We start from the raw sequence: 22,380 nt of genomic DNA on the forward strand, positions 1-22,380 counted from the left end.
GGCGGCATAGGAGGCCGCAGTGCAGGAAATCCGGGGGTAATTCCCCGGATTTTTTGCGATTTCGCCCAATGTTCGCTCATTTTATGAGACCATGTGTCCCGCGGTATAAGACGCTATGAGACTGAGACGCAGCGTCACGCGGAAAGGAACATGATGAGCACGACGGTCAGCGGCCGGGGCCCACGCGCCCGCGAGGGAGAGGACCGGTTAGAGAAATCAATCACCCCGGACGGGCAAGAACACATCGTGGGGATCACGCCCGCCCGCGCCATCGGGACGGCCGAGCGCATCGGCATCGGGTGCGCGGCGGTACTCGCCGCCCTGGGGTGGGCGGCGATCGCGCTCGGGCGCCACGAGGAGATCAACGCCGTGTGGCTCGTCTGCGCCGCGGTGGGCTCCTACGTAATCGGGTTCACCCTCTACGCCAGGCTTATCGAATACAAGGTGGTCAAGCCCCGCAGCACCCGCGCCACCCCGGCGGAGTACGTTGACGACGGGGCCGATTTTGTGCCCACGGACCGCCGCGTGCTCTTTGGGCACCACTTCGCCGCCATCGCCGGCGCCGGGCCCCTCGTTGGACCCGTGATGGCGGCGCAGATGGGCTACCTCCCCGGCACGCTGTGGATCATCCTCGGGGTGATCTTCGCCGGCGCGGTCCAGGACTACCTCGTGTTGTGGATCTCGACACGCCGCCGCGGCCGCTCGCTGGGCCAGATGATTACCGACGAGGTCGGCCGCGTCGGCGGCGCCGCGGGCATTATCGCCACGATGACGATCATGGTGATCCTCATCGCGGTGCTCGGCCTCGTCGTGGTGGGCGCGATGGCCGAATCGCCCTGGAGCGTGTTCTCGCTGGCGATGACGATCCCAATTGCCGTGTTTATGGGGTGCTATTCGCGGTTTGTGCGCCCCGGTCGGGTGGTCGAGGTCTCCGCGATCGGCGTGGTGCTGCTGCTTGCAGCGATCATCGGGGGCGGCTTCGTTGCCGATACCGCGTGGGGTGCCCAGGCTTTCACCCTGTCGAAGACGACCCTGGCCGTCGCGCTCGTGGTCTACGGTATCGTCGCCGCGGTCCTGCCGGTCTGGCTCCTGCTCGCTCCGCGTGACTACCTCTCGACGTTTATGAAGATCGGCGTCGTCGTGCTGCTTGCCGTGGCGATCCTCTTCGTCCGCCCGACGGTGCAGATGCCGGCCGTGACCAGCTTCGCGCTGGAGGGCAACGGCCCAGTCTTCGCCGGTTCGCTCTTCCCGTTCCTCTTTATCACGATTGCCTGCGGGGCGCTCTCGGGCTTTCACGCGTTGATCTCCTCCGGGACGACGCCGAAGCTGATCGAGAAAGAGTCGCACATGCGCGCCATCGGCTACGGCTCGATGCTGATGGAATCCTTCGTCGCCGTCATGGCGATGATCACGGCGGTCATCATCGACCGGCACATGTATTTTGCGATCAACGCTCCGGCGGGGCTGACAAAGGGGACGGAGGAAGGCGCTGCCCAGTTCGTCGCCACGCTGGGCCTGCCCGGGGATCCCGTCACCGCAGGCGAGCTCGCCGAGACCGCGAGCGCGATTGGGGAGCCGACCATCGTCTCGCGTACCGGCGGCGCGCCGACGTTTTCCCTGGGCATGTCGGAGATCATGACAGACGTGTTTGGCAACCCGGCGCTGCAGGCGTTTTGGTACCACTTCGCGTTGATGTTCGAGGCCCTGTTCATCCTCACGACCGTCGACGCCGGTACCCGCGTCGCCCGGTTTATGATGTCGGATTCCCTGGGCCACATCCCCGGCCTCGGGCGGTTCAAGGATCCATCGTGGAGGCTCGGCTCGTGGATCTCCACCCTGATCGTCTGCGCAGCGTGGGGCCTCATCCTCGTCATGGGCGTGACGGACCCACTGGGCGGAATCAACGTGCTCTTCCCGCTCTTCGGCATTGCCAACCAGCTCCTCGCCGCCATTGCTTTGACGCTGGTGACCGTCGTGGTGGTGAAGAAGGGGCTCTACGCCTGGGTGTGGGTGCCCGCGGTGCCGCTCGTATTCGACCTCGTGGTCACCCTGACGGCGAGCTGGCAGAAAATCTTCCATTCCGACCCGGCGATCGGCTACTTTGCCCAAAACGCCCGCTTCCGCCAGGCCCGCGAGCAGGGGTTGAGCGAGTTCGGCAGCGCGAAGAGCCCCGAGGCGATTGACGCGGTGATCCGCAACACCTACATCCAAGGTGGCCTCTCGATCCTCTTCGCGGTCCTCGTCATCGCGGTGGTGGTAGCCTCCATTGTCACCATCGTCAAGGCGGTGCGGGCGCGCCGGGTGGGCCGGCCGCTGGCGTTGAGCGAGGAGCCCGATCGCCCCTCGACGTGGTTCATCCCGCGCGGCATGGTGGCCAGCGCGGAGGAGCGCGAACTCGCGCGCGTGCTCGGCGGGGCGCGCGCGGGAGCGAAGGGAGAATCCTAGGGTGGCGGCGGCGTGGTGGAAGGCCGCGGGCTGGTACCTCAAGGAGCTCATGGGGGATAACGACTACCGCAGGTATTGTGAGCACCTTAGGCGGCAGCACCCGGGGGTCTCGCCGATCAGCGAGAGAGAATACTGGAAGGCGAGGTGGGCGCGGGAGGGCGCCAGCCCGCAGGGCCGCTGCTGCTAGGGCTGCTAGGCTGGTCGTGATCGTCCACAATGTGAGAGAGGAATTCCAAAAATGAAGATTGCGGTCATCGCAGGCGACGGCATCGGAACCGAGGTCATGGCCGAGGGGCTCAAGGTCTTGCGCGCGGTGCGTGGCGACGTCGAAACGACCGACTACGACCTCGGTGCGCGCCGCTACCTGCGCAACGGTGAGCTTTTGACAGACGCGGACTTGGAGAGCCTGCGCAGCCACGACGCCATCTTGCTCGGAGCTGTGGGCGACCCGCAGCGCGTCCCGGCGGGCGTGCTCGAGCGGGGCCTGCTCCTGCCGCTGCGCTTCAACCTCGACCACTTTGTCAACCTGCGCCCCTCCCGGCTCTACCCGACGGCAGTGAGCCCGCTGGCCAACCCCGGTGAGATCGACTTCGTCGTCGTCCGGGAGGGCACGGAGAGCCTCTACGCCGGAAACGGCGGCGTGCTGCGCGCGGGCACCCCGCACGAGGTGGCCTGCGAGGTCTCCCAGAACACGCGCTTCGGGGTGGAGCGCGTCGTGCGCTACGCCTTCGAGCTGGCGATGACGCGCCGCAAGCACCTCACCCTCGTTCACAAGACAAACGTGTTGGTCAACGCCGGTGGGCTGTGGCAGAAGACCGTCGACGCCGTCGGCGCCGAATACCCCGAGGTCACCGTCGATTACAACCACATCGACGCGACGACGATCTACATGGTCACCGACCCGTCGCGCTACGACGTCATCGTCACCGACAACCTCTTCGGCGATATCATCACCGACCTCGCCGGCGCCGTGACCGGTGGTGTGGGCCAGGCCTGCTCGGGCAACATCGATGCTTCGCGCACCAACCCGTCGATGTTCGAGCCCGTCCACGGCTCCGCGCCCGATATCGCGGGACGTGGCATCGCGGACCCGACGGCTATGATCCTCTCCGTCGCGATGATGCTGCGCTGGCTCGGCGACGAGGCGGCCGCGCAGCGCATCGAGGACGCCGTGGCCGCGGACGTGTCGGCGCGCCCGGCCGGGCCCGTGGTGACATCGGAGGTTGGTGACAGGATCGCCAGCGCGTGCGCGTAGGGTAGTTTAGCGACCCAGAGAACCGACACACGAAAGTCGCATATGAGCACCTCAACGCCCCCCGTCAGGATTGCCGCCGGAGCGCTTTGCGCAGCGCTCGCCCTCACCCTCCCCGCGTGTGCCCAGCAGGAGGAGGGGGCGGGGGAGCCGGTCCGGCTGGAAACAAACGGGCCCGAGGTGATCTCGGACGCCGACGGCAGCGGCGTCGAGGTATCCAGGCGGCTTTTCGGCTCCTCGGAGGCGGTGGTGGTGGCGTCGCCAAGCAGGCAAGACCAGCTCCGCGCGGCCGCGATCGCTTCCTCGCTCGGTGCGCCCATGCTCGTGCGTAGCGACGCCACGGCGCAGGCCGTCGATGCCGAAATCGCGCGCCTCGGCGCCGAGCGCGTCGTGGAGGTGCCCGGCGACGACGAGGCTGTGGCGAAGACGGAACCGGTTGCCTCCCCATCGCCAGAGGGCGACGTTGCGGCCGTGGCCGTCCTCGCGCCTGCCCGCCCCGTCGAGCTCGTGCTGCCCCCGATGCTGGCCACGGCGCAGACCTCCCTTGCCGCCGCAGCCACGGCGCGCTCCGCCGGCGCGGAGGTAGAGGTGCTCGATGCGCCGGACCCTCGCTCGAGCGCCCAGTCCATGCGCACAGTCTCCGAACAAGACACCATCGCGCTCGGCGCGCAGTGGGGCGGCGCGCAGCGCTACAGCACCCTCGTAGACCTGGCGGATAACGGAGAGCTGCCCGGCGGCGGCGGCCTCGTCTTCCCCGGACGGCGCATGGTCGCGCTGTACGGCCACCCGTTTGCCCCCGAGCTCGGGATGATGGGGGAGCAGGACCCGCAGGCAGCGGCGCAGACGGCAAAGGACTACGCCCAGCGCTACCAGCAGCTCGAGGAGCAGCCGGTCATCCCGGCCTTCGAGATCATCGTCACCGTCGCCTCGAATTCCCCCGGCGACGACGGCGACTACTCCAACGAAGCGCCGGTAGAGGCGGTGGTGCCGTGGATTGACGCGATCACGGCCGCGGGCGGTTACGCCGTGCTCGACCTCCAGCCCGGCCAGGGCGACTTCCTCGCGCAGGCCAAACTCTACGAGGAGCTGCTCAAGCGCCCCAACGTCGGCCTTGCCCTCGACGCCGAGTGGAAGCTCAACCCCGGCGAGCAGCCGCTGTCCCGGGTCGGTTCCGCCAGGGCCGAAGAGATAAACGTCGTCGCCGACTGGCTCGCGGAGCTCACTCGGGCGAACAACCTGCCGCAAAAGGCGTTCGTGCTCCACCAATTCCAGGTGGGAATGTTCCCGGACCGCGAGAACATCAGGACCGATCACCCCGAGTTGTCCTACGTCCTGCACGCCGACGGGCACGGCAGTGCCGAGCAGAAGTTCGACACCTGGAATGTCCTGCGCGAGGGGCTTAGCCCCTCCTTCTTCATGGCGTGGAAGAACTTTATCGACGAAGACCAGCCCACGTTTACCCCGGAGCGCACCTACACCGAGGTGCAGCCGCGGCCCTGGTTCGTGAGCTACCAATAGCCCCGGCCGGCCCCGGGGACCGGCTCCTCCGACGGGGGAGTGCTTCGGGTAATCTCGCAGGCATGCGTTTTGGACGAATTGCAACCCCCGAGGGAATGGCCTTCGCGGTGATCGACGACGAGGCAACGACCGCGAAGGCGATTGCCGGGACCCCCTTTACCCCACCCGAATACACAGGCAAGGAGTGGCCGCTTGCCGACGTCAGGCTCCTCGCCCCGATGCTGCCGTCCAAGATCGTGGCCATCGGCCGCAACTACGCCGACCACGTCGCCGAGGTGTTCAAGCAGTCCGCCGAGCACCTTCCCCCGACACTCTTCCTCAAACCCCCGACAGCGGTGATCGGCCCCGAGGCCGCGATCAAGATCCCGGAGTTTGCCACCAAGGTCGAGTTCGAAGGCGAGCTGGCGATGGTGATTGGCAGGCCGTGCAAGAACGTCAAGGCTGCGGACTGGAAGTCCGTCGTGTGCGGCGTGACCATCGTCAACGACGTCTCCTCGCGCGACCTGCAGTTCGCCGACGGGCAGTGGGCCCGGGCAAAGGGCATTGACACGTTCTGCCCGCTCGGCCCGTGGATCGAGACCGACTTAGAGAAGTTCGACTTCGGGCACACCCCGATCAAGGCTCACCTCACCCACGACGGGAAGACCGAGACGAAGCAGGATTCGAACTCCGATCAGATGATCATGGACCTCGGTGAGATCATCGAGTTCATCACCGCCTCCTTCACCCTCCTGCCGGGCGATGTGATCTGCACCGGCTCTCCGGCGGGCACCGCAGAGATGGTGCCGGGGGACCGCATCGAGGTGGAAATCCCGGGCATTGGCACGCTGGCCAACCCCGTGGAGCGCGCTTAGCTGTGATGAGTTCTTATTAGGGGAGGCTCCGCCTGGGCGAGCTAATCCTCGGCGAGGCCGAGCGCGCGCATGATCGTGCGCAGCTTGGCGGTCGTCTCGTCGAGCTCGTCGTGCGGGTCCGAGCCGGCCACGAGGCCGCCGCCCGCCCACGCCCGGGCGGCGGTCCCGTCGCCGTTGACCTCCGCGCACCGAATCGCCACGACGTACTCGCCGTCGCCGGCCGCGTCGGTGTGTCCCACCGCGCCCGCGTAGAAGCGGCGGTCCGTCTCTGCGGTGCAGATCAGCGCCTTGGCCGCCTCCGGCGGGGTGCCGCACACCGCAGGGGTGGGGTAGAGCGCCCGCGCGAGCTCGAGCGCGCTGGGGGCGGGATCTCGCAGCGTGCCGGTAATCGGGGTGGCCAGGTGCCACATGCCATCCGTCCGGTGCAACTCCGGGGCGCTCGGCACGCGCAGCTGCGTGCACAGTGGAGCAAGCGTTGCCGTGATGTGATCGACCACGAAGGCGTGCTCGGCTAAGTCCTTCGCGGAGGCGGCGAGGGCCTCGCCGGCGGCGCGGTCGGCGTTGGCGTCGCCAAGAATGCGCGGGGTCGAGCCGGCCAGGGGATATGAGGAGACCGCGCGCCCGCGGCGGCTGACCAAGACCTCGGGGGAGGAGCCGACGAGCATGTGGCCGCGAAAACCCGCCGGGGTGAGGTCCGCAATGAAGCCGTCGCCGGTCGGGGAGTGGTCGATGAGCCGGGCTGCGACAAGGCGTGGGTCGACGGCGGGATCGAAGGCTATATCCACAGCGCGGGCGAGGACGACCTTCTCCAGCGCGGAGCCCTGGATTGTTGAGACGGCCGCCTCTATGCGCCTGAGGTGTTCTCCAGGGGCGGGGTCAAATCCCTCGATGCGAGCGGAGAGCCTCGAGCCCGGGCCGGTGCGGTAATAGGTGTGCGGGTTGAGAGGGCCGGGCTCGCGGATGATGGATTCGGGCACCGTCAGCGCGCAGTCGGCGTCTTGATCGAAGGGCAGGGCGCCGACGATCATCTCGGCTCGCCCTTCGCGCAGCGCCGCGGCGGCCTCCGCGGCGTCGCTATACCCCGTCCGCGCCCCCTGGGTACGCACGGAGCCGGAGCTGCGGGAGAGCAGGAAATCGGGCGCGGTTTCGGGACGAGCGGAAAGCATGTTTGGAAAGTCTACTGCGAGACCCCACGGCGAGGGTGAGGGGGCGGGAGAGGGAGCGCTACGATTGGGCGCATGACTGACACCCCCCAGACGACCGAGATGCGCGTCCGCTTCTGCCCTTCGCCCACCGGCACACCCCACGTGGGCCTGGTGCGAACCGCCCTGTTCAACTGGGCGCAGGCGCGCCACAGTGGCGGCACGCTCGTCTTCCGCATCGAGGACACGGACGCGAAGCGCGATTCAGAGGAGTCCTACCGCGCGATCATTGACGCGCTCACCTGGCTCGGCCTCGACTGGGATGAGGGTGTAGAGAAGGGAGGCCCGCACGAGCCCTACCGCCAGTCGCAGCGCATGGACATCTACGCGGACGTGTTGCGCAAGCTTATCGACGCAGGGGAGGTCTACCCCGCCTACTCCACGGCCGAGGAGGTCGCCGCGCGCCACCGCGCCGCCGGGCGCGACCCGCAGCTCGGCTACGACAACTTCGATCGCGACTTAACCGAAGAGCAGATCGCCGCGTACAAGGCGGAAGGCCGCGAACCGGTGTGGCGCCTGCGCATGCCCGAGAAGGATTGGACCTGGGTGGACCTGGTGCGCGGCGAGGTGACCTTCAAGGCGGCCACCCAGCCCGACTACGTCGTCGCGCGCTCCAACGGCGCGCCCCTCTACACCCTGGTCAACCCGCTCGATGATGCCTTGATGGGCATCACCCACGTCCTGCGCGGCGAAGACCTGCTCTCCTCCACCCCTCGCCAGCTTGCGCTCTACGAGGCCCTCATCCGCCTCGGCATCGTGGAGCGGGCCCCCCAGTTCGGTCACCTGCCTTACGTGATGGGGGAGGGCAACAAGAAACTGTCCAAGCGCGACCCGGAATCCAACCTGTTCAACCACCGCGACAACGGCATCATCCCCGAGGGCATGCTCAACTACCTCGCGCTGCTCGGCTGGTCGCTCTCCGCGGATAAGGACATCTTTAGCGTCGAGGAGATGGTGGAGGCCTTTGATGTCTCCGACGTGCTGGGCAACCCCGCGCGCTTTGACCAGAAGAAGCTCGAGGCGATTAACGCCGACCATATTCGTCTGCTTGCCCCGGAGGATTTTGCTTCCCGCCTGCGCGCCTACCTCACCGAGCACACGGACTTCCCCGCCGATTACCCGGCCGAGAAGTTCGCCGTCGCGGCCGACCTTGTGCAGACCCGCATCAAGGTCCTCTCGGACGCCTACGGCCTGCTGAAGTTCCTCGTCACCGCCGACGACGACCTCGTGCTCGACGAGAAGTCCGCGAAGAAGAACCTCAAGGACGACGCGGTGGAACCCCTGGATGCTGGTATCGCGGCGCTAGAGCCCATTGAGGACTTCTCCACCGCCACCATCGAAAGCGCGCTCAACGCCGCGCTCATCGACGACCTCGGCCTCAAGCCCCGTAAGGCGTTTGGCGCCCTGCGCGTGGCGGTCACCGGTGCCGCCGTGTCCCCGCCGCTGTTCGAATCGATGGAGCTCTTGGGTAAGGAATCGACCCTGGCCCGCCTGCGCGCGGCCCGCGCCGTCACCCCGTTTGAGGCTGTGCAGTAGCCTCTAGCTGGCGATTTGTCCCTCGCGGGGCGGGCTGGTTATAGTAATCAACGTTGTTCAGAGCGGGCGGTGAGCGCCGGTTCTGGAAAACGATTGGCCTATGGTGTAATTGGCAACACAACGGTTTCTGGTACCGTCATTCTTGGTTCGAGTCCAGGTAGGCCAGCAGCGGAGTTCCTCCGCTAGCTCTATGCCCCGTTCGTCTAGCGGCCTAGGACGTCGCCCTCTCACGGCGGTAACACGGGTTCAAATCCCGTACGGGGTACAAGGATAGCTCCCAGCCTGATCCATCGGGCTGGGAGTTTTCTATTGGCAGTATTCGGGTAAGAAACATTAAGGTTGGCTCTCGTGTTGCGCACCATGCTCAAGTCCAAGATCCATCGGGCGACCGTCACCCAGGCGGACCTGCACTACGTCGGTTCGTGCACCATCGACGCCGACCTCATGGAGGCCGCGGACATCTACGAGGGTGAGCAGGTCGATATCGTCGATATCAACAACGGCAACCGGCTGACCACCTACGCCATTACGGGCGAGCGCGGCACGGGGGTCATTGGAATAAACGGTGCCGCGGCACGGCTTATCAGCCCGGGCGACCTCGTCATCATCATCGGTTACGCGCAGTATTCCGAGGACGAACTCGCCGCCTACAGCCCGCGGGTGATCTTCGTCGACTCCGATAACCGGCAGATCGAGGCGGGAGAAGACCCCGCCCATGCGCCCGCGGGCTCGGGGTTGCTCAACCCGCGCCACCCCGAGTAGGAGCAGCGAGGAGGATGGCTACGAAACCAGCGAACGGCAGCGCACTCGAGGTATTTGCCGTCTTCCTTCAATTGGGCCTCACCTCGTTCGGCGGGCCGACCGCGCACCTGGGGTTCTTCCGAGACGAATTCGTCGGCCGCCGCAAGTGGTTCAGCGAGAAGTCGTATGCGGACCTCGTGGCGCTATGTCAATTCCTCCCCGGCCCCGCCTCGAGCCAGGTGGGCATGGCAGTCGGGCTCCAGCGTGCAGGCTTTGCGGGCATGTTGGCGGCGTGGGTGGCCTTTACCATGCCGTCGGCACTCGCGCTCGTGCTCTTCGCGCTCGGGCTCGCGCAGCTTGGCGACGTCTCCCAGGCCGGCTGGCTCGTCGGCCTAAAAGCCGCCGCGGTCGCCGTCGTGGCCCACGCGGTGCTCGGCATGACGCGCTCGCTGATCACGGACAAAGTCCGCGCAGGGATTGCGCTGGCCGCCTTCGTCATGGTGCTGCTGGTGCCCACTCCCTTCATCCAGGTCGGCGCGATCGCGGCGGCGATGATCGCCGGTGCGGCGCTGTGCGAGCGGGTGCCTGACGCGGGGGAGAGCTCGGGGCTGAGCGTGCGGGTACCGAAGGCGGTCGCGGGCGCATGCCTCGCCGCGTTCGTCGTCCTGCTCGCGGGTCTGCCCCTCCTCTCCCGCGCCGTCGGCGGGAACGCAGCGGGGATCTTCGATACCTTCTACCGCGCCGGGGCCCTCGTCTTCGGCGGCGGGCACGTCGTTCTCCCGCTGCTCGAGGGCGCGACGGTGCCGACGGGGATGGTGGGCCACGACACCTTCCTCGCCGGCTACGGCGCCGCCCAGGCGGTTCCGGGGCCGCTGTTTACGTTTGCGTCCTTCCTGGGGGCGTCGGCAAGCGGCGTGCACTGGCTCGTCGGCGCTTCTGTGGCGACAGTGGCGATCTTCCTCCCGGCGGCCCTGCTCGTCCTCGGCGTGCTCCCGTTTTTCGACGAGCTGCGGCGCCGGCCGCTGGTGGCCCGGGCAATCGCCGGTGCGAACGCCGCGGTCGTGGGCATTTTGGGCGCGGCCCTCTACACCCCCGTGTTCACCTCGGGCGTGACAGGGGCGGCCACGATGTCGCTTGCCGCCGCCGCGTTGACCGCGCTGCAGGCCTTCAAGGTTCCGGCCTGGGCCGTCGTCATCGGCGCGGCACTCATCGGGTGGGCGCTTTTATAGGGCATGACGTGCTGATTTGTGCAGGCGGGTGGGGCTCCTCTATGTTTAACAAGTCGCAAACACCAAGCGAACGCGCCCCGTTCGTCTAGCGGCCTAGGACGTCGCCCTCTCACGGCGGTAACACGGGTTCAAATCCCGTACGGGGTACAGTAAATCCCCCCCACCTCGCTACTGAGGTGGGGGGATTTATCGTAGCGAGCGTCGTTCTCTGCGTATGGTAGGACTGTGGGGGGTTGCTCCACCAAACCACACGAAAGGATTGTTCATGACTCGCATTTCTCACGTCAGCGTGATTGGTTCCGGGGTACTCGGGGCTCAGATCGCGTTTGTTATTGCTCACGCGGGGTTCAAGGTGACTGCCTGGGATCTGAACGACGACGCCGTGGAGGCTGCCAAGAAGCGCTTCGACATCATTGGCAAACGGATGATCGAAGAGCTCGACTACGCGACGGAAGAATCGATCTCGATTGGGCACGAAAACCTTACTTTAACCACCGACTTGGACTCGGCCGCGAAGTCAGCTGACCTGATTATTGAGGCCGTGCCGGAGAAACTCGAGTTGAAGCGCTCAACGTGGGAGAAGCTCGGCGCATCCGCATCCGAGAATACGATATTTTGCACGAACACGTCCTCGCTTCTCGGCAGCGAGATCGCCGATGCCTCCGGTGCACCGGAGCGATTCCTCAACACCCACTTCGCCAACCGCGTCTGGGTAAAGAACATTGTAGAGATCATGCCTAATCCCGAGACCGACCTGAAGTATCGCGATATCGTCGAGGAGTTTGCGCGCGAAGCGAACCTCGAGCCGGTAGTTATGAAAAAGGAGCAACGTGCGTACCTTCTCAACACTATGATGGTGCCGTTCCTACAGGCTGCCCAGTACCTCTACGTCAACGATGTGGCCGACATTGAGCAGATTGACAAGGATTGGAAGATCGCCATGTCAACCGATCAAGGGCCTTTCGAGATCATGGATATGATCGGGTTGCGTTCGATCGTCAACGTCGCAGAAGGCTCGAAAGACGAGCAGCCGGAGTGGAAGAAGGAATTCACAGCTCGGGCCAAGAGGATGATTGAAGAAGGCCGCTCGGGTGCAGGCGATGGTGAAGGGTTCTACAAATACGACAGTAACGGCAACATCGTGCGCTAACTCTTTTTCGGCCCAAGCTCTGCCTCCAAAACATCCTGGGCCACCTTCATCGCCGAGAGCGCAGCGGGTGCCCCGCAGTACCCGCTGGCGTGGATGATCGCCTCCGTGACCTCTTCGCGTGTCAGGCCGTTAGCAAGCGCCCCGCGGACGTGACCGCGCAGCTCCTCGGTGGCGCGCAGGGCGACGAGCATGCCGATGTTGAGCAGGCTGCGGTCGCGGCGGCTGAGCCCCTCGCGGGTCCACACGGAACCCCACACGGTGGCGGTGATGTGGTGTTGCAGTTCCTCGCCGTCGGACCCTGCGGCCTTGGCAAGCGCGGTATCGACGAAGTTGTCGCCCATCACGGCACGTCGCACCGCCATGCCGGCCGCAAAGCGCTCATCTTTGCTGGCGGTGGTGGCATCGTTGTCAGTCATGGGCCCAGTCTAGGCCCGCGCCCGCGGCGCGTGCGGCTAACGCGAGGACAGCGACGATCGGGTCGACGAAGCCGGGCTGTCCTCCGTGGCGGGGTCCTGCGGCCGTGGCATGGGGGTCGCTTCCGGCATGCGCACGTAGTCGGGCAGCGGCAGGGGGGCGTCGATAGGCTGCTTTGCCGGAACCATGTCCGCGCCAAGATCCTTGGCAAAGACGAGGCGGGTCGACTCGTAGACACGCTCGGAGTTCTCGTTGAGCTCGAAGATGCGGGCCCCGCGCAGGGTGTGCTGGTCGCGTGTGCCGTCGTGGAGCCCGTAGGGGGCGAAACCGGTGCCGGGGCAGTACCCGAGCTCCACCCCGTAGTAGTCGCCGTGGTAGCTGTTGATGTGGTCGTGGCCGCAGTAGATGCCGAGCACATCCCCGCGATCGCGCACCGCGGCGTAGATCCCGGAGTTAAACGAGCCGAAGTAGACGTCCTCGTGCTTGACGCCGTCGATACCGTGCTTATCGGCCGCGGCGTTGTGGTCGATAAGGCCGTCCTTGCCCGGCCCGCCGAACCACATATCGCGGTGCTCGTAGGTGGGGATGTGGAAGTACATCAGGCCTGGGATCTTGCGGCCGAAGCGTTCCTCGGCCGCGCGGGAGGCCTTAAGGTACCACTCGACCTGGGCGGGCCGGATGTAGTCGTAGTGAGGCAGGTCCTCCTTCGCCTTGTCCTTGAACTCCCCGGGCATGTAGTTGCCGGAGTCGAGCAGCCACACCGCGAACTGTGCGGTCCCCGGCTCGGCGGAGCCGGAGATGAGGAGCTGGGTGTCGGAGTGCCCGAACGCCCGGTCGCCCGCAGGCGGGTTGAGGTTGTGGCGGTAGGTGCGCACGAAATCGGCCATCTGCCGCTCGAAGACCCCGGTGCCGGCGTCCTCGACGGAATCTTCGTCGTGGTTGCCAAACGTGATCGCCCAGGGGATGTCGCGGGATTCCATGGGCATGACCACGTTGTTGATGGCCTGGTAGACCTGCTCTGGGTTCTGCGGGCCGCTGGTGATGACGTCGCCGTTGATAAGCGCGAGACCGGGGCGCTCGGCATCGAGTACGCGCCCCATGAACTCGATGGTGCGGTAGTCGGTGAGGTGGTCGTCCTGGGTGTCGTTGAACTGGACGATGGTGAAGCGGCCGTCGGGCCCGAAGCGCAGCGGAATCTCGGCGTGCGCATCCTCTACCCCGAGCCCAGTCTGCGCGGAGGCCTCTGGCGCGCCGAGGCGGGAGGCGGCGGCGCCTGCGGCGAGCGCCGTGCCGCCGAGGAGCAGGGAGCGCCGGGAGATCGAGTGGCGGCGGGGCTGGGTGTGGTCGTTTGTGGCGGCTGCGGGATTGTTGGGCATGCGGAGCGGAGTCATTTTCTGGCGAAGGGTGAGGCGGATTGGGGGTAGCTGGACGAGCGAAATCCTAGGCGGTCGCTGTAAACGGTCGCTTAAGGTGGAATAAACGGCGAGTGAACGGTGGACGGTGAACGCTGTGAGGGGTGATTGTCGAAAAATTATTCGTGAAATGGCTCACGTTGGGCGGTGGGGAGTGTATCGTATCGGCAGCGATAGTTAGTTCGCGCGAGGGAAATAGCGCTAGCAATAGGCAAAGGGAGGATGTCTCATGGGACACCTGAGGAAGGGGCGCTTTGCCGCCGTGCTAGGGGCGGGCTTGCTCATGATGGGGGCAGAGACCGCGGTGATGGCGCAAACGGGCCTGACTGCAAACATCGCGCTATCGAACGTGATCTTTACCCAGACGGTTGGTTCGATTAAGGGGCAAGAGTTCGATCTCTTCGTTGATGCTGAGCCCATGCAGAACGGAAACCTAGGGGTCTCACGCCTCCACATCAGCGAAGCGATGATTGCAGATCTGTGTATGTCCGCTCCCATCGACCTTCCAGGAATCGGTCCGAAGAAGTTCCAGATGCTCGTGCCGGGGGAGTCGACCACCGCAAGCAACCTGGTCATTGGCGCCAAAGACCTGGCAGGTGAGATGACGATGATCAACCCGCACATCGGTATCGACGCCCAACAACTCAGCGACAAAGCACTGCCTGGCGCTTTCGGGCTCAACGCCGAAAAATTAGAGGCAATCAACCAGACCATCCACGCCTCTTCGATTTCTGCGGACAGTCTAACTGCGCGGGGCGGCGTTATTACGGTTGAGGATGTCGACAATGCACAGTGCTAGTAGATTTCGCCGCTGGGCTTCCCACCGTCCTTTTGTCGCGGGTTTGCTCATGGTCATCTCCGGCCTGGTTGTCCTGACCCCGGCCTACCTCTCCTTCGAAATGTCCAACATCCAGGTCCACCTGTCGACGATGTCCGGGGTCTCTACGCTGCTTATTGGTGCGCTGCTTCTGTGTTGCGGGGCGATGGTGTGGTTTCAAAGCGAGGGCCGGCTCCTGGCCGGCATTGCGGCAATGATTCTCGCTGTCGTGGCTATCCCGACGTCGAACTTCGGTGGATTTTTCGTCGGCTCACTGTGCGCCTTGATCGGCGGTGCGCTGTCGTTGGCGTGGGCGCCCGGGCCGCGGCCGGACGGGAACAAGAGGGCACGCCGGGACGGGGAGGAATCTTGATTCGTCGGGGCGGGCTCGCAGCGCTAGCTGGTATCGTGGCGGTCGGTATTCTTGCGCCCGCGTCGACGTCCGCGCTTATGCCGCGGGAATCCCCGCTCGAGCAGCTCATGTCTGTTCCTGCACTTCCCGCACCCCCCGTTCCACTCGGAACACCCGCGCCTCCCGGACAGCTCACGCTCCCGCCCATCGCTGGGCTCGACTTTGCCCCTCCAGAGCCGATTGCGGGTATGGGCACGCCTTCGGGGACGACGTATACCGTGCAGGCGGACTCCACCGCACTCACGGGTGGCGTCAAGCTCTCCTACGTCAACATCGAGACAGCTCAGGGGCCACGCTCCGCGATCCGGATCGACGCCGACAAGGTGGTTCTGGACAACCTTCGGGTGCGCTTTCCCAGCAGCGTTGCCGGCGTCCCAGACGAGTGGCAGCGCTCGGGACCCGGAGTGAAGACGACTCTGAGCGGCCACTTCCACATCATCGTCAAAGAAATGACGGTGACCCCGCAGATCGCCGGGGTAGCGCTGCCGGCGCCGATCACCATTGACGCGGACATGGCTACCGAGGACATCGCGAACAGGCTCAAGCAAGTTGGAGCCGGCATGCCCGACGCGATATCAGAGCACGTGGTGATGCTCAACGGTCAGATGGAGGCGTACTACATTTCCGCGGATCGGTTCACGGGGGAGGCCCTCACCATCGGCCAGTAAGCCGGACGAAGCGATTACGCATAAGATTGTTGTTATGCTCAGCGATCCACGACCGGACCTTCTCGCCGCGGTCGGCCACACACCGCTCGTCGAACTCGCCGTCTCGCCCCGCGCCCGGGCGTGGGCTAAGCTCGAATCCTTCAACCCCTCGGGCAGCGCCAAAGACCGCACGGCCCGGGCGATGGTACGTGACGCCTACGAGAAGGGGATCCTCGGGCCTGGCACGATTGTCGTCGAATCCAGCTCCGGCAACCTCGGGGTGGCGCTGGCGAGGGAGGCCTTGATCGGGGGGTGGAGCTTCCACTGTGTTGTCGATACGCGCACAAACGCCCAGACGCTGGCACACATGCGCGCGCTCGGCGCGATACTCCACGAGGTCACCGCCCCCGACCCGGAGACCGGAGACTGGCTCGTGGCGCGCCGGGCCGCGGTGGACGAGCTCGTCGCCGAGCTCGGGGCCATAACCCTCGACCAATACTCCAACCGGGCGGCGATTACGGCGCATAGCGAGGGCACGATGTGCGAGATTATCGACGCCCTCGGGCACGCTCCGGACTTCATCGTCGCGGCGGTGAGCACGACGGGGACTATCGGCGGGTGCGCGCACTTCGTGCGCAGCCACGGCCTGCCCACCACGGTGGTCGCGATCGATGCTGAAGGCTCCGTGCTCTTCGGCGGCACCCGCGGGAGCCGGATCCTGCCCGGCTACGGCGCCGGTGTGGTCACCGAACTCTCCACCCACGTCGAGCCCGACAGCGTGATCCGCGTGAGCGCGGGCGATGCCGTGCGCGCCGCCCGTACCATGGCGCGCGCCTCGGGGTTTTTACCGGGGGCCTCCGGCGGGGCGGTTGCCCATGGCGTCGATACGCTTGCTGCGCGGCACCCCGGCGCGGAGATCGCCGCGATCTTTCACGATGACGGCCGCGCCTACCTGGACACGGTCTACAACGACGAATGGGTGGAGGCGAACCTGTAGATGAAAGTTGCCATTATCGGGGCAGGCCCGCGCGGGCTGTGGGCGTGCGAAGAGCTCATGGGCACAGCGCGCGAGCGCGGCGCATCAATCGAGCTCACCGTTTTCGACACCGCCCCGCGCGGCGCCACGAGCGCCACCGGCGCGTTCCAGCCCGACCTTCCCGCCCAGTGGCTGCTCAACGTGCCCGCCAGCGCTATTGCCACCCGCCTCGGCAGTTTCGATCAGTGGCGCACGCCGGGCGGGGATTTCCCGTCGCGCGCGCAGGTTGGGGAGTTCATCGCCGCCTCGTGGCGCGCGGCCCTCTCTCGTGTGCCGCGCGGGTGCGCGCTCGATTTTCGCCAGCACAGGGTCGAGCGCATCGTGCCGGCGGGCGGTGGGTTGAGGGTCGACGGCACGCTTTTCGACGAAGTGATGATCTGCACCGGCCACGAGACCGCCACCCCGGTTCCCGGCGCCATCGCCGCCTACCCGCACACCAACCTCGATGCCCTGGGTCCCTCAGACGTGGTGCTCGTCCGCGGCGCGGCGCTGTCGTTCATGGACGTGGTGCGCTACTCGGGCGCCAAGACGTTCTTCCCTGTTTCCCGCAGCGGAAGGTTTATGGAGGTCAAGGCCTATCCCGAGGACGGGCCGGTCGCCACCGCCGCGCTCGAGCGCGCCGGGGCCGAGATTGCCCGAAGCGCCGACCTCGTCGCATTCACCCGCGCCCTCGCCGAGGCCGCGGACGCCGTGCTCGAGGCAGTCGGCGGGAGCGGGGAGACCCGCCCCGTCATCGAAGGCACCGACTTTAGCGGTGACGCCGTCGCCGAGCTGCGCGCCTCGCTGGCCGGCGCGCAGGGCCTGCGCCCGTGGACCCCCGCCCAGGCGGTGGGCTACGTGTTTCGCGAGCTCTACCCTCGCGTCATCGAGCGCGCATCCTTTGGCGGGCGAGCCAGCCTGGGAGGGGAGCGTTTCGACGCGCTCACGCACACCCTCGAGCGCGTCGCCTTCGGCCCTCCCGCGGTAACCGCTCGGGACCTCGTCGCCGCGATCGATTCCGGCCGCGTGCGCACCGATGTGCTCGGGCGCGGCGCGGAAGACATCGGTGCGCTCGCCCGCGAGGTCGGAGCCAGCGCTGTCGTCGATTCGGTCACCGCGCCCCCGGGGGTTCACCCGGATTCGCTCGTCGGCCGCCTCGTCTCAGATGGGCTCGCGCGCACCGAGGCCGGTGCCCTCATCGTCGAGCGCGACGGCACCGTCTCCGGGCAGAAGCACCTCGCCGCCGCGGGAAGGATGTGCGAGGGATGGATCCTCGGCCACGACACGCTGCGCCGGGGCCCCGATGATGTCATCCCTGCCTGGGCGCGGCGCGTCTCCGCGGCGGCGGCCCCGAGCGGGGTGCACGGCATCCCGCCTCTGACCGCGCGCACCGAGGCGTGGGCGGATGGCCTCCTCGCCGATGCGCAGGCGTGCCACAACCTCATCGAGGACCATTCCAGCCCGGTCAACGTCCTCAACCCGGAGCCGATGGAGCGCAACATCACCCAGCTCGTCGACGCCGCGCGCGGCCACGGCGTCGAGCTCAAGGTGTTCTTCGCCCGCAAGGCCAACAAGGCCTTAGCCTTCGTCGATGCGGCGCGCGATGCGGGGCACGGGGTGGACGTGGCCAGCGTCGGCGAGCTCACCCAGGTGCTCGGCCGGGGAGTGAAGGGCAGCGATACCATCGTCACCGCCGCGGTGAAGACCGACGGGTTGCTGCGCCTGGCCATTGCACACGGCGCCGTCATCTCGGCCGATAGCCGCGACGAGCTCGACCGCATCGCAGCCATCGCCGAGGAACTGGGGGAGCTCGCCCTCGTCGCACCGCGCCTCGCACCCGACCCTGAGGTGATGCCGCCGACCCGCTTCGGCGAGCGCCGTGAGGCGTGGGCCGAGCACATCGGCGCACCCGGGAGGTGGGTGCGCATCGTCGGGGTGCACGCGCATCTCCACGGCTACGCGGCACGGGACCGCAGACACGCGCTGCGCGAATGCATGGAGCTTGTGGACGCGCTTGCGCGGAAAGGCCACGCGCTAGAGTTCATCGACATCGGCGGCGGGGTGCCCATGAGCTACATCGACAGCGCCGCGCAGTGGGAGGGCTACCGCGATGCGATCGACGCCCAGCGCGCCGGATACGCCGAGCCCTTTACGTGGAAGGCCGACCCGCTGACCAACACCTACCCCTACCACCAGCGCCCCACCCGGGGGCGGTGGCTCGACGAGGTCCTCGCAGGCGATATCGCCGCGGGCCTGCGGCGGCGCGGGCTGCGGCTCCACCTCGAGCCGGGCCGCTCGCTTCTCGACGGCTGCGGGCTCATCCTCGCCGCCGTTGCCTTCGTGAAGCAGCGTAGCGACGGCCTGCCCCTCGTCGGCCTGCACATGAACCGCACCCAGTGCCGTACCACCTCGGATGACTATCTCGTCGACCCGATCCTGGTCAAGCGCACCGACCCCAGCGAGGAGATCGAAGCCTTCCTCGTGGGGGCCTACTGCATCGAAGACGAGGTGATCCTGCGCCGCCGCGTGCGCTTCCCCGCGGGAGTGAGCGCAGGGGACATCATCGCCATCCCGAACACCGCCGGCTACTTCATGCACATCCTCGAATCCGCCTCGCACCAGATCCCGCTCGCGAAAAACGTCGTGTGGCCGGGCGGTGCCCTCGACCCGATCGACGCGCCCGGCGCCTAGGGCTCGCCCACGTGCGCCGCCACGATCACGCTGCGGTGCGCCTTCGCGCCGGGCAGGGGAGCGGTGAGCAGCATGCGCAGGATCTTCCCGGCGTCGTCGGGGGTGAGGTGGGCGGTGGGTTCGTCGATAAGCAACACGTCGGCCTCGCTACACAACGCGCGCGCGACGAGCAGCTTCCTGCGCTGCCCGGCCGAGAGCGAATCAGCCCCGGCGGCGAGGTGGAAGTCGAGCGGGAAGGGAAAGCCCACCGCCTTCAGCGCCGCGTTGGCGACGTCGTCTTCGAGCATGGGCGAGCACACGCGCAGGTTCTCCCGGACGGAGGTGGCAAACACCCAGGCATCCTCGGCGAAAAACCGGGTGTTAGGGGCAGCGGTGCACGAGCCGGCGGCGGGGGCGCGAAGGCCCGCGAGCGTCTCGAGCAAGGTGGTCTTGCCGCACCCGGACGGCCCGCGAATCACGAGCCTCTCCCCCGGGGCGAGTGAGAAGTTCCACTCCACATCCCCGTGGTCGCAGCGCAGGCCGCGGGCCGAGACGGTGGCAGAGGGAGCCGGCGCGCCCGCCGGGCGCGGGGCGGAACCCAGCAGGGCGCGAAGCCGGTGCGCGCTGCGCACGGCGTCGCTTTCGTGCTGCGCGGCCGCGGCGAGCGGCGCGTGGGATTCGAACGCCGCGAGCGGCACCATGACGAGCATGCCCAGCCACGTGGGATCCCCGTTGTAGGTCCACGCACCGACGGCCGCGACGCCGACGGCCGCCGCCGATACCGCCCAGGTCTGCAGGGCTTCGGCGGCCACCGAGGAGCGCTGCGCTTCAAGGGCCGCGCGGGTGGCCGCGGCGGAGGAGCGCGAGGCGCGGGCGATGAGCGCGGGCGCCACGCCGGCGGCGGCGTATTCCACCCTGTGCCCCAGCACCTGGTCGATGTCGACGGTGAGCTGGCTGGCTGCCTCGACGCTCGCCTCGCGCCGGTAGGAGCGCAGCGCGAGGCGCGGCACCGCGAATCCGGTCACGGCCAGCGCCGCGGCGAGGACGGCCGCGGACAGCGGGCTCAAGATCGCGGTGATGCCCACCGCGATGACGGAGACGACCCAGGCCACGGCGCGCGGGATGAGGCTGCGCACGAGGTAGTCGGTGACGCGCTCGGTCTCCTCCACGAGGTAGACGTGCCCGCGCCCGCGCGGGAGGCTGGCACCTGCGGCGAGGGCGTCGTAGACGAGAACGCGCAGATTACTCAGCGCGCGCAGGGCAATGCGGTGGGTAAGCAGCCTGTCGAGGTAGCGGAACACCGCGCGCGAGATCCCGAGCGCGCGCACGGCGGTGATCGCCACCGACGAGGTGAGCACCGGCGGCATCTGCCAGGCCCGCGTGATCAGCCAGCCCGACAACACCGTGAGCGTAAGCGCCGCGATCAGGGTGACAGAGGCCGCCGCCACCGCCGCAGCCACGGAGGAGGCCTTCACCTCGGCCGCGCGCAGCAGGGAGGCGATGGCACCAGGGAGAATCCTCATAGCTCCACCACCTGCTCGGCCGCGGCGGCGAGGCGGGCGTCGTGGCTGGCCACGAGCACGGTCTTGCCTAGGTTCGCCTGCGCCCGCAGGGCGGCGAGGACATCGCCGGCGAGCTCGGGGTTGAGGTGCGCGGTGGGCTCGTCGAGCAGGAGGATCGGGGCGCTTTTGGCAAGCGCTCTCGCCAGCCCAATGCGCTGCAGCTCGCCGGCGGAGACCCCGCGAGCGCTGGGGTCGATGCGCCGCTCCATGCCGACGCCCGGCACGAGAGGGACGGATTCGCCCGCGGCGGCGCCGAAGAGCTGCAGGTTCTCCCGCACCGTGCCCGGGACGGTCGCGGGGCGCGCGGAGAGGTAGGACACCTCCCCGCCGAGGGCGATCGAGCCCGTCACCGCATCGTCGGGCAGGGCGCCGAGGATGGCGTAGAGTGTCGTCGTTTTCCCCGTTCCGTTGGCCCCGCGCAGCACCGTGATCTCGCCCGGGCGCGCGCGGAAGGACAGCCCGGCGGGAAGCCGCCCGTCCCGCCCGCTCACGCTGAGCTCGCGCACCTCCACGCCCGGTGATCCGGCGCGCAGGTAGGAACCGGTGGTTGCGGCGGGGGCGTCGATAAGCGTGAGCACCCGATCGATCGCCTCGAGCCCGTCGGCGGCCGCGTGGTAGCGCGTGCCCACGGATCTCACGGGGTTAAAGACCTCCGGGACGATGATGAGCACGACGAGCGCAGGCAGCAGAGCGACCTCGCCGTAGACGAGGCGCAGCCCGATGCTCACCGCGACCAGCGCGACGGAGAGGGTGGCGAGGAACTCCAAGGCGAAAGACGACAAAAAGGCCAGGCGCAGCACGCCCATCGTCGCGGTCTCGTGGCGCCGGCCCGCCGCGCGAATCACCTCACCCGGGCGCCGCGTCGCGCCGAGGGCACGCAGGGTGGGCGCGCCCTGTAGAAGGTCGCCGACCTGCTGGCCCAGGCCCGCTGTGACGCGCAGGCGCTTACTGGTGCGCTGCGCGGTCAGGGTGCCAATGAGCGCCATGAAGGCCGGGATGAGCGGCAGCGTCGCCAGCGCGAAGAACCCGGAGGTGCGGTCGAAGAAAAATACCGTGGCCAGGGCGATCGGGGTGGTGATGGCGACGGAGACGAGGGAGGGGAGGAAATCCGTGATGTAGGGCCGGAAGTCCTCCATTCCGCGCGTGAGCACGTGCCGCCACAGCGCGTGGTCTCGCTCGACGGCCCGTGGGTCCTGGCGCGCCAGCGCGGCAAGGGCTTGGCTGCGCAGCGTATCGACGCTCCACCCCGCCGCCCGGAGCGAGCCCCGCCGCGCCGCTGCCGCCGCCGCACCGTGGGCGAGGGCAACGGCCACGAGGCCGACAAGGACGGCCCCGATGCGCTCGGTGCGGCCCTCGATAGCAGCCGCCGCGGTCGTGCCGAGGAGCACCCCGCGAGCGATCACGAGGATGGTCGTGGTCGCCTGCGCCACCCCCGCGCGCACGATGAAGCGGCGCACGGGGGGAGCGAGGCGGAGCAGGCGGGGATCGATCGGGGAGGCCACGT

The 22,380-nt window shown here is 67.5% G+C and carries 19 protein-coding genes and 3 tRNA genes; 17 read left to right on the forward strand and 5 right to left on the reverse strand.

Annotation, left to right across the window (positions count from 1 at the left end):
- Positions 1-153 precede the first annotated feature (153 nt).
- From C3E79_RS04770 to C3E79_RS04790, 5 genes are all read left to right on the forward strand, one after another.
- Positions 154-2,445: a carbon starvation CstA family protein gene (locus C3E79_RS04770; RefSeq protein ID WP_108403885.1), complete on the forward strand. Its 2,292-nt coding sequence runs from the start codon at positions 154-156 to the stop codon at positions 2,443-2,445.
- A 1-nt stretch (position 2,446) separates the two neighbouring features.
- A complete protein-coding gene (locus C3E79_RS04775; RefSeq protein WP_268876075.1) occupies positions 2,447-2,632 on the forward strand; it encodes a YbdD/YjiX family protein in 186 nt (61 codons plus the stop codon).
- A 51-nt stretch (positions 2,633-2,683) separates the two neighbouring features.
- Complete coding sequence (locus C3E79_RS04780) at positions 2,684-3,700, forward strand: 3-isopropylmalate dehydrogenase (protein WP_108403886.1); 1,017 nt, start codon at positions 2,684-2,686, stop codon at positions 3,698-3,700.
- A gap of 42 nt (positions 3,701-3,742) precedes the next feature.
- Positions 3,743-5,215: a cell wall-binding repeat 2 family protein gene (locus tag C3E79_RS04785; RefSeq protein WP_108403887.1), complete on the forward strand. Its 1,473-nt coding sequence runs from the start codon at positions 3,743-3,745 to the stop codon at positions 5,213-5,215.
- Positions 5,216-5,277: 62 nt separating this feature from the next.
- On the forward strand, positions 5,278-6,069 hold the full coding sequence (locus C3E79_RS04790) for a fumarylacetoacetate hydrolase family protein (protein WP_108403888.1): 792 nt from the start codon (positions 5,278-5,280) through the stop codon (positions 6,067-6,069).
- Between the two features lie 41 nt (positions 6,070-6,110).
- Here C3E79_RS04790 and C3E79_RS04795 read toward each other — a convergent pair whose 3' ends face one another.
- On the reverse strand, positions 6,111-7,235 hold the full coding sequence (locus tag C3E79_RS04795) for an isochorismate synthase (protein WP_108403889.1): 1,125 nt from the start codon (positions 7,233-7,235) through the stop codon (positions 6,111-6,113).
- 72 nt (positions 7,236-7,307) lie between these two features.
- Here C3E79_RS04795 and gltX point away from each other — a divergent pair, with 72 nt between their 5' ends.
- The 7 genes from gltX to C3E79_RS04830 all read left to right on the forward strand — a co-directional run bounded on the left by gltX (position 7,308) and on the right by C3E79_RS04830 (position 11,927).
- Positions 7,308-8,807, forward strand: coding sequence for a glutamate--tRNA ligase (gene gltX / locus C3E79_RS04800; RefSeq protein WP_108403890.1), 1,500 nt, complete (start codon positions 7,308-7,310; stop codon positions 8,805-8,807).
- Between the two features lie 94 nt (positions 8,808-8,901).
- Positions 8,902-8,973: transfer RNA gene (locus tag C3E79_RS04805), tRNA-Gln, on the forward strand.
- Between the two features lie 26 nt (positions 8,974-8,999).
- A tRNA-Glu gene (locus C3E79_RS04810) sits at positions 9,000-9,072 on the forward strand.
- 83 nt (positions 9,073-9,155) lie between these two features.
- Positions 9,156-9,569, forward strand: coding sequence for an aspartate 1-decarboxylase (gene panD / locus C3E79_RS04815; RefSeq protein WP_108403891.1), 414 nt, complete (start codon positions 9,156-9,158; stop codon positions 9,567-9,569).
- Between the two features lie 14 nt (positions 9,570-9,583).
- Positions 9,584-10,777 (forward strand): chromate efflux transporter, encoded by a 1,194-nt coding sequence (gene chrA, locus C3E79_RS04820; RefSeq protein WP_108403892.1) that lies wholly within the window; start codon positions 9,584-9,586, stop codon positions 10,775-10,777.
- A 74-nt stretch (positions 10,778-10,851) separates the two neighbouring features.
- Positions 10,852-10,924 (forward strand) — tRNA-Glu (locus C3E79_RS04825).
- A 118-nt stretch (positions 10,925-11,042) separates the two neighbouring features.
- Positions 11,043-11,927, forward strand: a complete 885-nt coding sequence (locus C3E79_RS04830) for a 3-hydroxyacyl-CoA dehydrogenase (protein WP_108403893.1) — start codon at positions 11,043-11,045, stop codon at positions 11,925-11,927.
- Here C3E79_RS04830 and C3E79_RS04835 read toward each other — a convergent pair.
- Both C3E79_RS04835 and C3E79_RS04840 read right to left on the reverse strand, forming a co-directional pair.
- Positions 11,924-12,343 carry a carboxymuconolactone decarboxylase family protein gene (locus C3E79_RS04835; protein ID WP_108403894.1) on the reverse strand — a complete coding sequence of 140 codons (420 nt, stop codon included), beginning with the start codon at positions 12,341-12,343 and terminating at the stop codon, positions 11,924-11,926. The genes C3E79_RS04830 and C3E79_RS04835 overlap by 4 nt on opposite strands.
- A 36-nt stretch (positions 12,344-12,379) precedes the next feature.
- Positions 12,380-13,717 carry a metallophosphoesterase family protein gene (locus tag C3E79_RS04840; RefSeq protein ID WP_108403895.1) on the reverse strand — a complete coding sequence of 446 codons (1,338 nt, stop codon included), beginning with the start codon at positions 13,715-13,717 and terminating at the stop codon, positions 12,380-12,382.
- A 265-nt stretch (positions 13,718-13,982) separates the two neighbouring features.
- Between C3E79_RS04840 and C3E79_RS04845 the strand changes: the two genes are divergently transcribed.
- The 5 genes from C3E79_RS04845 to C3E79_RS04865 all read left to right on the forward strand — a co-directional run bounded on the left by C3E79_RS04845 (position 13,983) and on the right by C3E79_RS04865 (position 19,335).
- The gene (locus C3E79_RS04845; RefSeq protein ID WP_108403896.1) at positions 13,983-14,552 is read left to right on the forward strand and encodes a DUF6230 family protein; all 570 of its coding nucleotides are present in this window, start codon (positions 13,983-13,985) and stop codon (positions 14,550-14,552) included.
- Positions 14,539-14,943 carry a DUF6114 domain-containing protein gene (locus C3E79_RS04850; RefSeq protein ID WP_146183412.1) on the forward strand — a complete coding sequence of 135 codons (405 nt, stop codon included), beginning with the start codon at positions 14,539-14,541 and terminating at the stop codon, positions 14,941-14,943. The genes C3E79_RS04845 and C3E79_RS04850 overlap by 14 nt, the downstream gene beginning before the upstream one ends.
- Positions 14,944-15,170: 227 nt before the next feature.
- Positions 15,171-15,650: a hypothetical protein gene (locus C3E79_RS04855; RefSeq protein ID WP_179948321.1), complete on the forward strand. Its 480-nt coding sequence runs from the start codon at positions 15,171-15,173 to the stop codon at positions 15,648-15,650.
- A 34-nt stretch (positions 15,651-15,684) separates the two neighbouring features.
- Complete coding sequence (locus C3E79_RS04860) at positions 15,685-16,626, forward strand: pyridoxal-phosphate dependent enzyme (RefSeq protein ID WP_108403898.1); 942 nt, start codon at positions 15,685-15,687, stop codon at positions 16,624-16,626.
- Positions 16,627-19,335, forward strand: a complete 2,709-nt coding sequence (locus C3E79_RS04865) for an FAD/NAD(P)-binding protein (protein WP_108403899.1) — start codon at positions 16,627-16,629, stop codon at positions 19,333-19,335.
- Here the strand turns inward: C3E79_RS04865 and cydC are convergent.
- On the reverse strand, positions 19,332-20,837 hold the full coding sequence (gene cydC, locus C3E79_RS04870) for a thiol reductant ABC exporter subunit CydC (protein WP_108403900.1): 1,506 nt from the start codon (positions 20,835-20,837) through the stop codon (positions 19,332-19,334). The genes C3E79_RS04865 and cydC overlap by 4 nt on opposite strands.
- The gene (locus tag C3E79_RS04875; RefSeq protein ID WP_108403901.1) at positions 20,834-22,378 is read right to left on the reverse strand and encodes an ABC transporter ATP-binding protein/permease; all 1,545 of its coding nucleotides are present in this window, start codon (positions 22,376-22,378) and stop codon (positions 20,834-20,836) included. The genes cydC and C3E79_RS04875 overlap by 4 nt, the downstream gene beginning before the upstream one ends.
- Between the last annotated feature and the right edge of the window lie 2 nt (positions 22,379-22,380).

The organism is Corynebacterium liangguodongii (assembly GCF_003070865.1).
GTDB lineage: Bacteria > Actinomycetota > Actinomycetes > Mycobacteriales > Mycobacteriaceae > Corynebacterium > Corynebacterium liangguodongii.